Raw genomic sequence first — 14,829 nt, 5'->3', positions numbered from 1 at the left:
GCCGAAGTGTTTCCTTTCCTCAGAGAAAGAACGTGCGCAGGTCGGCGACGAGCACCTCCGGCACCTCCATGGCGGGGAAGTGGCCGCCCCGGTCGTACTCCGCCCAGTGCACGACCTTGTGCTCGCGTTCGGCGACGCGCCGCACGCCGGTGTCGCCGGGGAAGACGGCGACGCCGTGGGGCACTCCCGAGTACGGGCTCTGCCCGCCCCAGGCCGCGGCGCCCTCCTTGTAGATGCGGGCCGCCGAGCCTGCCGTACCCGTGAACCAGTAGACGCTGATGTTGGTGAGAAGCTGGTCGCGGTCCACTTCCACGCCGGCCCACTCGTGGAACTTCTCGGCGATCCAGGTGAGCTGGCCCGCCGGGGAGTCGTGCAGGCCGTAGGCGAGGGTCTGGGGCCGGGTCGACTGGATCATGGCGTAGCCGAGAGCCTCCGTGTCCGGATATATCGCCATGCGTGCGCTTTCGGCCTCCGTCAAGCCCTCCAGCTCGGCCGGGTCTCCCGACGGGAAGCCGAGGCCGCCGTTGACGTGCACGCCGACCACCCTGTCCGGCGCCACGCGGCCCAGTTCCGGCGCGATGACCGAGCCGGTGTCGGTGCCGTGGGCGCCGTAGCGCTCGTAGCCGAGGCGCTCCATGAGCACCGCCCACGCCCTGGCCACCCGCTTGAGGTCCCAGCCCTTCTCGCGGGTCGGGCCGGAGAATCCGAAGCCCGGGATCGACGGCGCGACGACGTGGAAGTCCTGGGCCAGCGGTTCGATGACCTTCATGAACTCCACGAACGAGCCTGGCCAGCCGTGGGTGATGATCAGCGGCAGGGCGTCCGGCTTGGCGCAGCGTACGTGGACGAAGTGGATGTTCTGCCCGTCGATCTCGGTGGTGAACTGGGGGAGGGCGTTCAGCGCGGCTTCCTGGGCCCGCCAGTCGAAGCCGTCGGCCCAGTAGCCGGCGAGGTCGCGAGCGTAGGAGAGCGGGACGCCGTAGGACCAGCCGACGCCGGGTAGTTCGTCGGGCCAGCGGGTGCGGGCCAGGCGTTCGCGCAGGTCGGTGAGGTCGGCGTCCGGAATGTCGATGTGGAAGGGCTTCATGGGGGCAACTCTAGAAAGCGCCTAGGTCAGGTAACGTCCTAGGTTGTGAGGCTGCTTTCTCTGCTGGGTCTCCTGCAGACCCACCGCGACTGGTCGGGGGCCGAGCTGGCCGAACGGCTCGGCGTGTCCATGCGTACCGTCCGGCGCGACGTGGACCGGCTGCGCGAGCTCGGTTACCCGGTCGACGCCACCGCGGGCGCGCCCGGGTACCGGCTGGGCGCGGGGTCGCGGCTGCCGCCCCTGCTGCTGGACGACGACGAGGCGGTCGCGGTGGCCATCGGGCTGCGCACCGGCGCCGGGGGCACCGTGGCCGGGCTGGAGGAGGTCTGCGTGCGGGCGCTGGCCAAGCTGGAGCAGGTGTTGCCCTCCCGCCTGCGGCATCGGGTCGACGCGCTCAAGGCGGTGACCGTGCCGATGCCGCTGGGCGGTCCCGCGGTGGATCCCGGCGTGTTGTCCGCGATCGCGGCCGCCGCGTGGGCGCGGGAGTGCCTGCGGTTCGACTACCGCGCGCACGACGGCACACCGAGCCGGCGTACGGCGGAGCCGTACCGGCTGGTGCATTCTGGACGGCGCTGGTACCTGGTCGGATGGGACGTCGAGCGGCGCGACTGGCGCACCTACCGCGTCGACCGGCTCACCCTGCGCACCCCGAACGGCCCGCGCTTCTCACCCCGCCCGCTGCCCGCCGACGACCTGGCCGGCTACACCTCGCGGCGGATCGCCAGCGCGCCCTACCGCTACCAGGGCCGCTTCACCGTCCACGGGCCCGCCGCCGCCGTGAGCGAGCGCATGACCGCGACGTCCGGCACGATCGAGCCGATCGACGAGCACACGTGCGTGGTCAGCACCGGCTCCGACTCCCTGGACGAGCTGGCGCTGTGGGTGGGGCTGCTCGGCTTCCGCTTCGAGACGCACGAGCCGCCCGAGCTCGTCGAGCACATCCGCACGCTGGGAGAGAGACTCAAGGCGTCGGCCGATAACCCGTTGCGCCCTCAATGATCGCTCCCCTACTGTCGGAGCACCAAGAGCCACTACCTGGATGGGTAGTTGAAGCGCCTCCACGCCATGGGCGCGAACACCGCCGGCGCCCCGGCCCTGCTTGTCACAGGGCCGGGGCGTCGCCGTAGGTGTACCACTGACCGTGGTCGAGGAGCTGGCGCGGCGTGACCGTCCAGCCGACCTCGCTCCCGAACGGTTCCACCGGCACGTCGATCAGCTCGCCGGGCAGGAAGTGGGCGACCGAGCCGTGCCTGGCCTGCCAGTCGGCCCAGAGCTTGTCCACGAAGCAGTGGTTGAGGAAGAACGCCGGGTCGTTCGGCGCCGAGGCGGGCAGCATGCTGCCGCCCATCCACACGTGGGCCCGGTTGTGCATGACCGGGCCGCCCGGCCAGCCCTCGACGAGGTTGCGGAAGCCGGCGCTCGCCGAGGAGTCGTACGGCGCCTGGTCGTAGAGCGAGGTGGCCATCGCCTGACTCACCAGCCCCGCCCCGGACGGCCGATCCGCCCCAACGCCGAACTCCCTGCGCAGGAACTCCCTGTTGTCCTCGCGGACGTTGAGCGGCCACTGCCCGTGGCGGAAGGCGAACGGCCCCTCCATCACCTGCTGGTCCCCCTGGCGCCCGTTGCCGCCGAGGAAGTCCGGGGTGAACGGCGTCGCGCCACCGCTCTGCTGGACCGTCCAGTCCCAGTACGGCAGCGCCACCCCGAGCTGCGTCTCGAAGTGCACCAGCATCGCCCGGTGCCAGGGCAGGAAGCCGGCGTGCATGTGGGCGTTCCACCCGTGCTGGGAGAAGGCCCTGCGGTGCAGGTCGACGAAGTAGTCGTACGCGCCGCTGCGCTTGAGCCGCAGGAAGGCGTCCACCAGCGCGGACTTCTCCGCGGAGCTCAGCGCGGCGGCGTTCTTGCGCAGGCGGCCCGCCCTGCGCCGGCCGCCGGAGTCGGGCTGCTCCAGCTTCACCTTCGGCGCCGGTGGCCGCTCGACCAGCCTGGCTCCGCGCAGCAGCTCGACCGCCTCGATCGCCACGCCCTTGAGCGTGCGGTGGCCGGAGTACAGGTTCAGCTCGCTGATGAACCTGCCGTTCTGCTCCATGATCTCCAGCGCGACGCCGTCGACGAACACCGACCTGTTGAGCAGGCCGTGCATCTCGTGCCCCGGCGGGCAAATCTTGATCTTGCGGCCCTTGTGGGTGAGCTCGACACACCCGTCGATGGGCGGCGGACCGGCCAGGAACGGCACCGCCCCCATCGCCATCAATACCTGCCGCCTGCTGGCACCGAACATGAGGCACCTCCTTCGCGATCTTGCTACCCGGAGATCCCTCTAGAACTGGGCTGAGTATGCGCAAGATCATTCCAGGAGTTCGCCGCCCCGGGGTCTGTGCCCCGGGGCGGCGTCCCGCCGTGTCCTACATGCGTTCGATGATCGTGACGTTGGCCTGGCCGCCGCCTTCGCACATCGTCTGCAGGCCGTACCGGCCGCCGGTGCGCTCCAGCTCGTGCAGCAGCTTGGTCATCAGGATCGCGCCGGTGCCGCCCAGCGGGTGGCCCAGGGCGATGGCGCCGCCGTTCGGGTTGACCGTGGCCGGGTCGGCGCCCAGCTCCTTGATCCAGGCCAGCGGGACCGGCGCGAACGCCTCGTTGATCTCGGTGACGTCGATCTGGTCGATCGACATGCCCGCCTTCTTCAACGCCTTCTGGGTGGCCGGGATCGGCGCGGTCAGCATGTACACCGGGTCGTCGCCGGTCAGCGCGAGCTGGTGGATACGGGCGCGCGGGGTCAGCCCGTGGTCCTTGACCGCCTGCTCAGAGGCGATGAGAAGCGCGCCGGAGCCGTCGGAGATCTGCGAGGAGGTGGCGGCGGTGATCACGCCGTCCTCCTTCAGCGTCTTCAGGCCCGCCATCTTCTCCAGCGTCGAGTCCGGGCGGGGGCCCTCGTCGTCGTGTACGCCGTTGACCGGGACGATCTGGTCCTTGAAGTGGCCGTTCGCGATGGCCTTGGCCGCGCGCTGGTGCGACTCGTAGGCGAACCGCTCCAACTGCTCGCGGGTGAAACCCCACTTCTGGCACATCAGCTCAGCGCCGCGGAACTGGGAGATCTCCTGCTTGCCGTACCGCTCGACCCACATCTCGCCGAAGGGGAACGGCATGCCCTTCTCCAACGCCGCCGTGATCGACGAGCCCATCGGCACGACGCTCATCGACTCCACTCCGGCGGCGACCACGAGGTCCTGTGTGCCGGACAGGACGCCCTGCGCGGCGAAGTGGATCGACTGCTGCGAGGAGCCGCACTGCCGGTCGATCGTGACACCGGCCGTGGTCTCCGGCAGGCCCGCGCTGAGCCAGGCGTTGCGCGCGATGTCCATGCTCTGCGGGCCGAACTGCATGACACAGCCCATGATGACGTCCTCGACCGCGACGGGGTCGACGCCGGTGCGGTCGATGAGCGCCTTCAGCGTCTGCGCGGCCAGGTCAGTGGGGTGGACGGTGGAAAGGCCGCCCTTCTTCTTGCCGACCGGGGTCCGGACCGCCCCGACGATGTACGCCTCTGCCACAGTGCCCTCCATGAAACCGAGCAATATTCGGTTACTGGGCAGACTACAACAGAACGATGCTCTACAGGAGGTCCCCGGGAGCGTCGATACGGAAGCACCACCGGTCCACCGCGATGCCCTGCAGCCCGTCCGCCAGCGACAGCGCCAGCGCGCCGACCTTCTCCAGGTCGTCGCCGCGCAGTTCCACCGCCGTCAGCTCCGTCGCGAAAGGCAGCAGATCCCGTACGGCCGGCGGCCGCGTCTTCAGGGGCACCACCACCGCGCGGAACCCGGTGCCCTCGAAGGCGTCGTCCTCACCGGGCTCGGCTTCGAGCAGGTCGGCCAGTTCGTCGTCGGCCGGCCGTACCGGGAGGATCACCGCGGCGCCGCGCTGCACGTCCTCATCGGACGGATCGCTCACCTCACCGCGGCACACCGCCAGCCCGCCCAGCCGGAACGCGATGCCCTCGGCCAGATAACGGTCGAAGTAGTCGAAAGGCAGCGGCCCCTCGGCCGCCACCCGAAGGGCCCAGACCGTTTCGAGCTCGCCGCCCACGAGTTCGGGCTCCGCCTCGACGGCCGCGTGGATCCTGGTGTCGGCGGCCAGGATGTCGCCGCCGTCCGCGCGGGCGTCCGGGTCGGCCAGTTGCACGATCCGCAGCAGTTCGGCCGGATCCGGCTTGGCGGACACCGCCGCCGTGGGGCCAGTACGCAGTCGCCGCTTCGCCATCCAGCCCATGCGCGTGTCCTCAGCTTCTGTAGGAGCTCGTCATTGTCGCGTAGACGATGATGTTGTCGGTGTAGTGACCGATGTTGCGGTTGTAGTAGCCGCCACAGGTGATCAGGTGGAGCTGGGCGTTGTCGCCCTGGTCGCCGTAGACGCGCTGGGTGGGGAAGGTCGTCTTCGCCGCCTGCTCCACGCCGCCCACGGTGAACACCGCCGTCACGCCGTCCTGCCGCTTGACCTCGATGGTGTCGCCGTTGCGGATCTCGTACAGGCGGCTGAACACCGCGGTGCCCCGCCGCGTGTCCTTGTGCCCCAGCATCACCGACGGCCCCGCCTCACCCGCGGTCGGCCCGTGCCGGTACCAGCCGACCAGGTTCGGATTGTCGATCGACGGGACCTGGATGGCGCCCCGCTTGTCCAGCCCGATCGAGGAGATGGGCGCGTTGATCCCGAGCCGCTTGATCACGATCCTCTTGGGCGTGGACGGCAGCATGGCGGGCGCCGGATTGATCGGCGGAAGGGGCGGCGGCACCGTGGCCTCCGCCTTGAACAACGCCTGCTGCGGCGCTCCGGTGTCCTTGCCGTCCGGCTGCGCCCCAAGATCAAGACTGTCCCGAGCCAGCCCATACTCCTGCGGCGACCCCGCGACGATCAGCAGCCCCGCCACGACCGTCACCACTCCGGCGATGGCCGCGAGAATCAGCGTGATCCGCAGCCCGCCGCCACCCTGAGACCCCTGCCCGGTCACCCTCAGCCCCGGTTGAGCCCGCGCCGCCGGACCATCAGCCCACCGGCGCCGGCGGCCAGGATGAGCAGAGAGCCGGTGAGAATGAACATCCGCCCATCAGGCCCCATGTCCCCACCACCACCGGTGTCCGCCCCGGCCTTGGGAGTCTTGGTGACCTTCCCGTTGTTGTCCTTGGGCGTCTCGGTGACGAACTTCGTCGTGGTCTTGGTGGGCTTGGGGGTGGTGGTCGTGGGGGTCGGCGTCGGCGTCGGCGTAGGGGTCGGCGTGGTGCCGTTACCCGCCGAGACGGTGAACTTGTAGGTCTTCAGGCCGCTGGCGGGAGGCAAACACTTGAGCTTCGTTCCGGTCGCGGTGGTATCGAAGACCAGGTTGCCGGGCGTGAGCGTGACTTCACCGGTCGTCGTCGGCTTGATCTTGACGGTGATCGTCTGGATGGTGAAGTCGCTTCCGGCGGTGGTGCTGGAGATCGTGCCCTCGCCGGTGGCGCTGGCTGGCACACCTGCGCCGGTCGCCACGATGGTCCCGAACGCCTTGGTCCCCGTGGTGAAGCCGCCGGTGGGCACCTTCAAAGGGTCACCAGTGGTCTGGACGGTGCTAGTCCACGTGATGGAGGCGTCGGCGTTGGCGGCGGCGGTGGTGGGCGGGGTGAGAACCACTTTGATGTCGATCGCACCCGGGTAGTTGATGTCGCCGGATGCCTCGCAGTCGTACTGGATGATGTCGGTGCCGGTTCCGTTGCCGGTGCCGATGGTGAAGCTCAGCGACCCCGGCTTGATCTCCACCATCGTGCCCGTCGCCGCAGCCGTGATCTTGAAGGCCACACTCTTGGCCGGGACCGTCGTGGACTGCGCTGTGATGGCCCCGCCTGGCTTGGTTCCGGTCTCGGCGGTGCTCGGGGAGACAGTGGGCGTCCAGCCGACGTTCAAGGCGGAAGCCGTCGTGGGCGTGGTCGCCAGGGTGAGCTGAGGAATCTCCAAGGTGACGTCGAAACTGCCACCGGGCGCGACCGTGCTCGCCGTCGTGCTGAGCTTGACCTCGATCGACTGGTTCGTGATCGTGCCGGCAGTGCAGGTGAAGGTGGCCGTCTTGGGACCCTTTTCACCGCCGGTGCTCGTGCTGATCGGGACCTTGAGCGTGGCGTCGGGCGTCGTCGCGGCCGTACAGGTCGAGGTCATGTTCGACTGCGCCGCTGCGGCCGAGTGGAAGAAGGTGGAACCGGCGACGAAGAGGAGGGTGCTTGCCAGCCCCAAGGCGGAAGTCTTCTGGGCGAGGCGGCGCCGCGCCTTGGACGTCAGCACTGTCTATCTCCGTTTCAGCGCAGGTTCAACAGGCGTACCAGGATTCCAGCGATTGGTCACGGTTAGGTTGAGATCGTACGAACTGACCCTGTAAATCTCCTGTAAACCTGAAAACCGGAACCAAGAACCGGTCAACCCTTCTTCTTGGACAGGGTCGCATACACGATGACGTTGTCGGCGTAGCTGTGGGCCGACTTGTTGTAGACGCCGCCGCACGTCACCAGGCGGAGCTGGGCGTCGGAGGTGTTGCCGTACACGCGGTTCGTCGGGAACGTGGACTTGCTGACCTGCTCGATGCCGCTCACCGTGAAGCGGGTCACCTTGCCGTCGGAGCGGTACACGTAGATGGGGTCGCCCTTGGTCAGCTCCGCGAGGCGGTTGAAGACCGCGGGGCCCTTGCGGGTGTTCACGTGGCCGTTGATGATCGACGGGCCGATGCCGCCGGGGACGGGGCTGTCGCGGTACCAGCCGGTCAGGTTCGGCTTCGCCAGGGACGGGACGCCCAGGGCGCCCTTGGAGTCGAGGGCCACGGCGCCGATCGGGGCGTTCACCTTGATCTTGGGGATCTTGATCCGCGTCGGCCGGGCCTTCTTCGCCGCCTTTTTCGCCGGCGGGATGGGCGCCACGGTCGGAACGGCGGCCAGCGGCGGCGGGGCCTCCAGCCTGGCCGGGGTCAGCGGGGTGTCCTTACCGCCCGGGCCCACGGTCGGGGACAGCATGAAGGCGCCGGCGTTCTGGATCTCGATCGGGGTCGGCTGCTCGCCGGTCCCGGCCTCGCGGGGGCCGGCGGCTCCGGCCAGGACGCCGCCGGGGCCGCCTTCCACCCTCGGGGCCAGCTGCAGCACGCCCACGGTCACCGCGACCACGCCGGCCAGCGAGCCGGCGACCAGCAGTCCGGGCAGGGCCCGGTTCATGGCTTTCTTCCGCTCACTCATCACTTCGCTCCTCCGGCGTGCGCGGCGCGGCGCCGCCGTACCAGCAAGCCGCCCGTCGCGCTGACCAGCAGCAGGGCCGAACCACCCGCGATCAGCCCGTACGGCCCGCCCGTCGCCTCCACGGGCGCCTCACCCGTGTCCACCCCGCCCTTGGGCGTCTTGACCACCTGGGCCTTGATGAAGCGGGTCGTGGTCGGCGAGGCGGAGGCACGGGTCGTCGGGGTCTTGACGGCGCCAGGCACCACACCGACATGCCACGGGTCCTGGTTGTTGTCGCCGTTGTTGTTCGGCGGCGTGGTCGTCGGGGTGTTGGTGGGCCTGTTGGTGCCGGTCGGCGTCGGCGTAGGCGTCGGCGTCGGTGAGGTGGTGGTGCCGCCCTGGACCACGACCTTCAGCGACGGCGCCGGCCGATTGGTCACCCGGCAGGTGGCGCGGTGGAAGCCCGCCGGAATCTCCTCCGGGTCCAGGAGGGCCTTGAAGGCGTCCACGAAGATCGGCTTGACCGCGGCCTGGGCTTCGGCCTTCGCGTCCACGCCATCCTCCGGCTCACCTTCGAGCTCGGGCGCCGCGGCCGTGTTCCCGGCGTGCGCGATGCGGACGGTGTGCTGGCCGTACGGGGACCTTCTCGCTCTCCCACAGGAGGGTGTTGCCCTCGATGCGGTTGGTCGGCGTGCCGTCGTCGTCAAGGGTCGGGTCCACGGTCGCCACCTGCTTCTCCGGCTCCGGTCCGGAGGGGTCGAGGTAGACCTTGACCTTGGCGCTGTTCCAGTGGCGGCGGCCGTAGTACTCGACGCCGGTCCCGGTGAAGGTGAAGCTCGCGGACGCGTCGGCGTCGGTGGTGCGGTGGACGTCCCGGTCGTGGTCCTTGTAGCGGACCGGGGTCGAGTTCTTGTGCGCCCACGCGCCGGCGGGCGCGTACTTGACCTGCGTGTCGTCGTCGTTCACCGTCACGGCTTCAGCGGCGGCTGGCAGGAAGTCGACGGTCATCGTCGACGGGGTGATCGTGAGCGTGCCCGGCTGGGTCAGGTGCGCCTCGCTGGAGGCGGCCTTGGGCAGCGCCAGCGGGTCCCACGGCTTGAGCTCCTTCTGCTCCTCGGATCCGGCGGCTTCGAGCGCGCCGGCCCAGGAGCCGCCGAGGGTGGCCGTCGAGTTCACGTGAAGGGTCGAGCCCGCCCCGAAGTAGCCCGGCGAGGAGAACCTGCCGGTCTGCCCGTCGTACGCGAGCGACCAGTTGACCCGGAGCTGGCCGCCCACCCGCAGCGTCGTGGGGGCCGTGACATCGACCTTGAGGTTGACGGGCCCGCGCTGGTCGGCGATTCCACCCGTGCAGAGGTAGTTCACGGGGATGCTGGCGGTCTCGGCCTCAGCGGGCAGGATGAACAGCCCGATGGCTGCTAAGCCTGCGAAGGAGGCGACCGCCGGTACGCGCCATCGACTCACGGGTCACTCCGATCACCCAGGTAGACCAAGGGTAGATCTTAGGGCTGGAACGACCGAGAAAGCGGCCATATGTCGCAGTGGCCGTGACTTGTGATGAAGCCGTGTCACTACCGTCACGATGACAGATTCAGGCGTTCACCGATCTCCGTAATTTCGACGTCGCCAGGGCCGGATGGGCCGGGCGGAACAGAAGGAGACGGCGATGAGGAAGACGGCGATGCTGGCCGGGGCGATGCTGGCGGTGGGACTGCTGAGCGCCCCGGCCCAAGCCCAGGTCACCCCCGACGAGTGCGGCACCGCGATCGGCTGGGTCTCCCCCAACGCCTGTAGCTTCATCAAGCGGCAGGTCGCGTTCGGCAAGGAGGCACCCGACGCCCTCTCGCGAGTCCCGCTTTATCTGGACATCTGGGATAAGGACGCCACCCTCTGGGAGCCGGCCGCCGCCGAACTGCCCCCGGCCAAGGGGCTGGCGGAGATCGAAAGGGCGATCACCAGGTCGCTCACCCTCGCCCCCGACTTCCGTTTCCACGGCACGCGGATCGGCGTGGACGGCGCCGCGGTGATGTTCGAGGCGGCCAACGAGGTCACGATCAAGGGCCACGCGATCTCCTACCCGGCCGTCTACCGCGTCCTGATGGCCGACGACGGCAAGGTGGTCCAGGGCCGCCGCTACTACGACCGGTACACGTGGTTCACCAAGCTCGACCCCACCGTCCGCAACCTGTTCGCCGGCGTGACCGACACCGGCCCCGCCGAGACGGGCCGCAGGCCCGCCATCAGTCCGGACGCGCTCGTGGCCCGCGGCCAGGCGTGGAACCGCAAGGACGCCGCCGCCCTCCTCGCCCCGCTCACCGGCGCGCCGCTCAAGGGCACGGGCCTGGAAGACCGCGCGCTCAGGACGACCCAGGGCAAGCAGGCCTACCTGAACGCGTTCTTCGCCCAGATCGGCGAACTCCAACTGAAGCCCGGCCAGGCAGTAAGAGCGGGCAATTCCACATACGTAGAGTGGTACGGCACGGTCACCCCCAAGCACGGCCAGAAGATGAGCTTCGGCATCATCGAGCGGCTCGACGACCGGTGGGGCGTCACGACGAACTGGCAGCTCAGCTTCGACCAGCTCCCGATCATCGCCGACCAGGCCAAGATCAACGCCCTCTACGGCCTGCTCAGGCCCTAGCCGACCAGCGCCGCCAGCTCCGACCTGGCGGCGATCCCCAGCTTCGGATACGCCTTGTACAGGTGATATCCGACCGTTCTGGGGCTCAGGTACAGCTGGGCGGCGATGTCCCGGTTCGAGGCGCCGGTGGCGGCCAGCCGTACCACCTGGCGCTCTTGGGCGGTCAGGACGCTCAGCGGATCGTCGGCGCGGCGCGGCGCCGCGGGGACGTCGCCCGTGAGCCGCAGTTCGGCCCGCGCCCGCTCGGCCCACAGGCTCATCCCCAGCCCGTCGAAGGCCGCCAAAGCCCCCCGCAGCTGCGTGCGCGCCTCGGCCCGCCGGCGCGCCCGCCGCAGCCACTCGCCGTAGAGCAGCCGCGTGCGCGCCTCCTCCTGCGGCTGCTCACCCCCCTCATGCAGCTGTACGGCCAGCGCGAACCGCTCCTCGTCATCGGCGACCAGCGCGGCGCACCGGGCGGCGACGGCCAGCGCGGACGGCAGCCCCACGGCCTGCGCCCACTCCGTGTACCGCCCCGCCAGCATCTCGGCCGTCGCCGTGTCACGGACCCGCAGCGCGGCCTCGACCCGGTCCGGCAGCATGAAGAGGGAGAACGGCGCATAAGCCGCACCGGCCACCGGCTCCATCGCCTTCAGCGCCGCCTCCGGCCGGCCGAGCGCCAGCTCCAGCCGCCCCAGAGCCCACGCCCCCAAGGCACCGCCCCCGCTCCGCCCGCGTTCCTCGTCCCCGAGCTCCGCGTGGGCGAACGCGAGCGGCCCGTCCAGCAGCGCGGGGTCGCCGACCAGCGGCGTGCCGTCCTCCCGCGCCTCGATCATGTCCTGGTAGCGCCCGAGGCAGGCCAGGGCCTGCATCCGCGCGTTCAGCCCGACGATCAGCCAGCCGTCCATCCCCCGCGCCCGGCAGTCGGCGACGGCCCGCGCGGCGACCTCATCGGCCAGCGAGGGCCGTCCGGCCGCCAGCGCCACCTGCGCGAGGAAGAGCCGCCCCGGAATCCCCAGTCCAGAAATATCGGGATCGACCAGCAGGCGTTCCATGAGCGCCACCGCCTTCGGCACCTCCCCGCCCATCATCGCCGCCACTCCGAGCGCCCCGCCCACCAGCGGCACGTCCACCGGCGGCATCAGCTCCGCCGCCCGCAGCGCCGGCTCGGCCGCGGTACCGAACCACGCGCAGCGGATCGCCTCCAGATACAGGTAGGCGGCCCGTTCGGGATCGAGCTGCGCGATCCGCCCGGCACCCGCGACGATCACCCGGGCCGCCTCGGCATAGGCACCCTGCTGCACGTGCACGTGCGCGCGTACCTGGAGCAGGTGGGCGAGCGCGAGCGGGTCGCCGATGCCGCTGGCCCGGTCGGCCAGCCGGTCGGCGTGCTCGAACCGGCCGCCGTCGCTGGCGGCCACTGCCGCGGCGGCCAGCCGTACCGAACGGAGGTCGGGGTCGGGAGTGAGCTCGGCGGCGCGCTCGTAGGCGGCGGCCATGGCGGCATAGCCCGCGCGCGTCTGCGCGCGCTCGGCGACCCGCACCAGCTCGGCGGCCACGTCCTCGTCGGGCGCGGCCGTCGCGGCCGCGAGGTGCCACGCCCGGCGGTCGGCGTGCTCGCGCCCGTTGAGCGCACCCGCCAGCGCCCGGTGTACGGCCGGCGCCGTCGTCAGCGGCACGTTCTGATAGGCCGTGGGCCGGATCAGCGGGTGGCGGAAGCTCACCTCCTGCCCGGCGACCTCGACGAGCCGGGCCCGCCGCGCGCTCTCCAGGTCTTCGATCCCCGCCCCGAACTCCTCACAGGCGCGCAACACCACGCCCAGCGAGCCGGTGTCGTCGGCGGCGAGCACGGCCAGCACGAGCTGGGCGGCCTCCGGCAGCGCGTTGATCTGCCCCAGGAACGCCTGCCGGACCCGGCTGGTGACCGGGATCTTGGTGTAGGGGGCCAGTCGGCCGGCCCGCTGCTCGGGGGTGAGGACGGCGGGCAGTTCGAGCAGGGCCAGCGGGTTGCCGTCGGCCTCGTCGAGAATGCGCTCGCGCACGGCGGGCGCAAGGTCGGCGGGCAGGAGCGCCGTGGCGGCGGCGCGGTCGACGCCGCGCAGCACGAGTTCGGGCAGCCCGGCGGGCTCGGCGGCGTCCCGGGTGGCGAAGATCAGCGCGATGCCCTCGGCGTCGAGCCGCCGGGCGGCGAAGACGAGCGCGTCGAGTGAGGCCTGGTCGACCCACTGCGCGTCGTCGACGACGCAGAGCAGCGAGCCGTCCCCGGCGATCTCGGCGAGCAGGCTGAGCACGGCCAGCCCGACGAGGAAGCGGTTCTCGGGAGCGAGCGCGCCCAGCCCCAGCGCGCCCCGCAGCGCCTCGGCCTGAGCCTGCGGCAGCGCGTCCAGGCGGCCGAGTTCGCCGCGCAACAGCAGGTGAAGTGCGGCGAACGGCAGCTCGGCCTCGGACTCCACACCGGCCCCGCGCAGGGTCCGCAGGTCTCCGGCCCGCTCGGCGGCATGCCGGAGCAGCGCGGACTTGCCGGCGCCTGGCTCGCCGCGGATCACCAGGACCCCGCTGTCGCCGTCGCGGGCCGAGTCCAGCAGCCGCTCGACGGCCGTCTGTTCATCCCCCCGGCCATGCAACATGGGGATGAATCTACCGGGGCCCCATTGCCGCCCCGTACGGTGGGAAAGCGGGTATACCTCCGAGTAACAGAATCGTATTCTGTTGCCCATCCATCCGAGTTGGAGGCGAACACATGCAGCGAGACCTCTTCGACGACGAGCACCTGCTCTTCCAGGAGACCGTCCGCGAGTTCATGACCCGCGAGGTCCTCCCCCACCACGACCAGTGGGAGAAGGACGGCATCGTCCCCCGGGAGGTCTGGAAGAAGGCCGGGGAGATCGGCATGTTCGGCTTCGCCGTCCCCGAGGAGTACGGCGGCGCCGGCATCACCGACTTCCGCTACAACGCGATCATCACCGAGGAGATCATCAGGACCGGCGCGTCCGGCCTCGGCTGGGGCCTGCACAACGACGTCGTGGCGCCCTACCTGGTGGAGCTGACCGACGAGGAGCAGAAGCAGCGCTGGCTGCCCGGCTTCGTCAGCGGCGAGCTGATCACCGCGATCGCCATGACCGAGCCGGGAGCCGGCAGCGACCTTCAGGGCATCCGCACGACCGCGATCCGCGACGGCGACCACTACGTCGTCAACGGCCAGAAGACGTTCATCACCAACGGCATCAACTCCGACCTGGTCGTCATCGTCGCCAAGACCGATCCGGACGAGGGCGCCCGCGGCACCACGCTGCTCGTCGTCGAACGCGGCATGGACGGCTTCAGCCGGGGCCGCAACCTGGAGAAGGTCGGGCTCAAGGCGCAGGACACCGCCGAGTTGTTCTTCGACAACGTCCGGGTGCCGGTGTCCAACCGGCTCGGCCCGAACGAGGGCGAGGGCTTCTTCCAGCTGATGAACAACCTGCCGCAGGAACGCCTGTCGATCGCGGTGGTGGCGGTGGGGGCGGCGGAAGCCGTACTGGAGATGACGATCGAGTACTGCAAGAACCGCCAGGCGTTCGGCCGCAACATCGGCAAGTTCCAGAACACCCGGTTCGTGCTGGCCGAGCTGGCCACCGAGGTCGAGATCGCCCGCCACTACGTGGACAAGTGCGTGCTGGCGCTCAACAAGAAGGAGCTCTCGGTCGTCGACGCGGCCAAGGCCAAGTGGTGGACGACCGAGCTGCAGAACAAGGTCATCGACCGCTGCCTGCAGTTGCACGGCGGCTACGGCTACATGATGGAGTACCCGGTGGCCAAGGCGTGGCTGGACAGCCGCGTGCAGACGATCTACGGCGGGACCACCGAAATCATGAAGGAGATCATCGGCCGCTCTTTCGGCTTTTAAGCAGAAAAATTGGCCATACTGGCCC

Annotated in this window: 13 protein-coding genes; 3 read left to right on the top strand and 10 right to left on the bottom strand. The window is 70.2% G+C overall.

Features of this window, described 5'->3' with window-relative positions; genetic code table 11:
• Positions 1 to 19: 19 nt before the first annotated feature.
• Entirely contained in the window at positions 20 to 1,087 is a 1,068-nt protein-coding gene (locus ACFWYW_RS26305; protein ID WP_379614621.1) for an epoxide hydrolase family protein, read from the bottom strand.
• A gap of 45 nt (positions 1,088 to 1,132) precedes the next feature.
• On the opposite strand from ACFWYW_RS26305, the gene ACFWYW_RS26300 reads away from it, so the two are divergent.
• The gene (locus ACFWYW_RS26300; protein ID WP_379614623.1) at positions 1,133 to 2,086 is read left to right on the top strand and encodes a helix-turn-helix transcriptional regulator; all 954 of its coding nucleotides are present in this window, start codon (positions 1,133 to 1,135) and stop codon (positions 2,084 to 2,086) included.
• A 103-nt stretch (positions 2,087 to 2,189) separates the two neighbouring features.
• Here ACFWYW_RS26300 and ACFWYW_RS26295 read toward each other — a convergent pair whose 3' ends face one another.
• The 8 genes from ACFWYW_RS26295 to ACFWYW_RS26260 all read right to left on the bottom strand — a co-directional run bounded on the left by ACFWYW_RS26295 (position 2,190) and on the right by ACFWYW_RS26260 (position 9,765).
• Positions 2,190 to 3,368: a tyrosinase family protein gene (locus ACFWYW_RS26295; protein WP_379614625.1), complete on the bottom strand. Its 1,179-nt coding sequence runs from the start codon at positions 3,366 to 3,368 to the stop codon at positions 2,190 to 2,192.
• Between the two features lie 124 nt (positions 3,369 to 3,492).
• Positions 3,493 to 4,638, bottom strand: a complete 1,146-nt coding sequence (locus ACFWYW_RS26290) for an acetyl-CoA C-acetyltransferase (RefSeq protein ID WP_379614627.1) — start codon at positions 4,636 to 4,638, stop codon at positions 3,493 to 3,495.
• Positions 4,639 to 4,699: 61 nt separating this feature from the next.
• Positions 4,700 to 5,356 carry a hypothetical protein gene (locus tag ACFWYW_RS26285; RefSeq protein ID WP_379614629.1) on the bottom strand — a complete coding sequence of 219 codons (657 nt, stop codon included), beginning with the start codon at positions 5,354 to 5,356 and terminating at the stop codon, positions 4,700 to 4,702.
• Between the two features lie 10 nt (positions 5,357 to 5,366).
• Complete coding sequence (locus tag ACFWYW_RS26280) at positions 5,367 to 6,092, bottom strand: class F sortase (protein ID WP_379614631.1); 726 nt, start codon at positions 6,090 to 6,092, stop codon at positions 5,367 to 5,369.
• Positions 6,093 to 6,094: 2 nt separating this feature from the next.
• On the bottom strand, positions 6,095 to 7,390 hold the full coding sequence (locus tag ACFWYW_RS26275; protein ID WP_379614633.1) for a hypothetical protein: 1,296 nt from the start codon (positions 7,388 to 7,390) through the stop codon (positions 6,095 to 6,097).
• 131 nt (positions 7,391 to 7,521) lie between these two features.
• Complete coding sequence (locus tag ACFWYW_RS26270) at positions 7,522 to 8,325, bottom strand: class F sortase (RefSeq protein WP_379614635.1); 804 nt, start codon at positions 8,323 to 8,325, stop codon at positions 7,522 to 7,524.
• Complete coding sequence (locus ACFWYW_RS26265) at positions 8,325 to 8,858, bottom strand: hypothetical protein (RefSeq protein ID WP_379614637.1); 534 nt, start codon at positions 8,856 to 8,858, stop codon at positions 8,325 to 8,327. The genes ACFWYW_RS26270 and ACFWYW_RS26265 overlap by 1 nt, the downstream gene beginning before the upstream one ends.
• A 13-nt stretch (positions 8,859 to 8,871) precedes the next feature.
• Entirely contained in the window at positions 8,872 to 9,765 is an 894-nt protein-coding gene (locus tag ACFWYW_RS26260; RefSeq protein WP_379614639.1) for a hypothetical protein, read from the bottom strand.
• Between the two features lie 202 nt (positions 9,766 to 9,967).
• Between ACFWYW_RS26260 and ACFWYW_RS26255 the strand changes: the two genes are divergently transcribed.
• Positions 9,968 to 10,942: a nuclear transport factor 2 family protein gene (locus tag ACFWYW_RS26255; protein WP_379614641.1), complete on the top strand. Its 975-nt coding sequence runs from the start codon at positions 9,968 to 9,970 to the stop codon at positions 10,940 to 10,942.
• Here ACFWYW_RS26255 and ACFWYW_RS26250 read toward each other — a convergent pair.
• Positions 10,939 to 13,545, bottom strand: coding sequence for an AAA family ATPase (locus ACFWYW_RS26250; protein ID WP_379614643.1), 2,607 nt, complete (start codon positions 13,543 to 13,545; stop codon positions 10,939 to 10,941). The genes ACFWYW_RS26255 and ACFWYW_RS26250 overlap by 4 nt on opposite strands.
• Positions 13,546 to 13,658: 113 nt before the next feature.
• Between ACFWYW_RS26250 and ACFWYW_RS26245 the strand changes: the two genes are divergently transcribed.
• Positions 13,659 to 14,804: an acyl-CoA dehydrogenase family protein gene (locus ACFWYW_RS26245; protein WP_379614645.1), complete on the top strand. Its 1,146-nt coding sequence runs from the start codon at positions 13,659 to 13,661 to the stop codon at positions 14,802 to 14,804.
• The last annotated feature ends 25 nt before the right edge of the window (positions 14,805 to 14,829 follow it).

The organism is Nonomuraea sp. NPDC059023 (assembly GCF_042740095.1).
GTDB lineage: Bacteria > Actinomycetota > Actinomycetes > Streptosporangiales > Streptosporangiaceae > Nonomuraea.
Note: the sequence above shows the minus strand (reverse complement) of the source record. Positions and strands in the feature narration are given on the sequence as shown.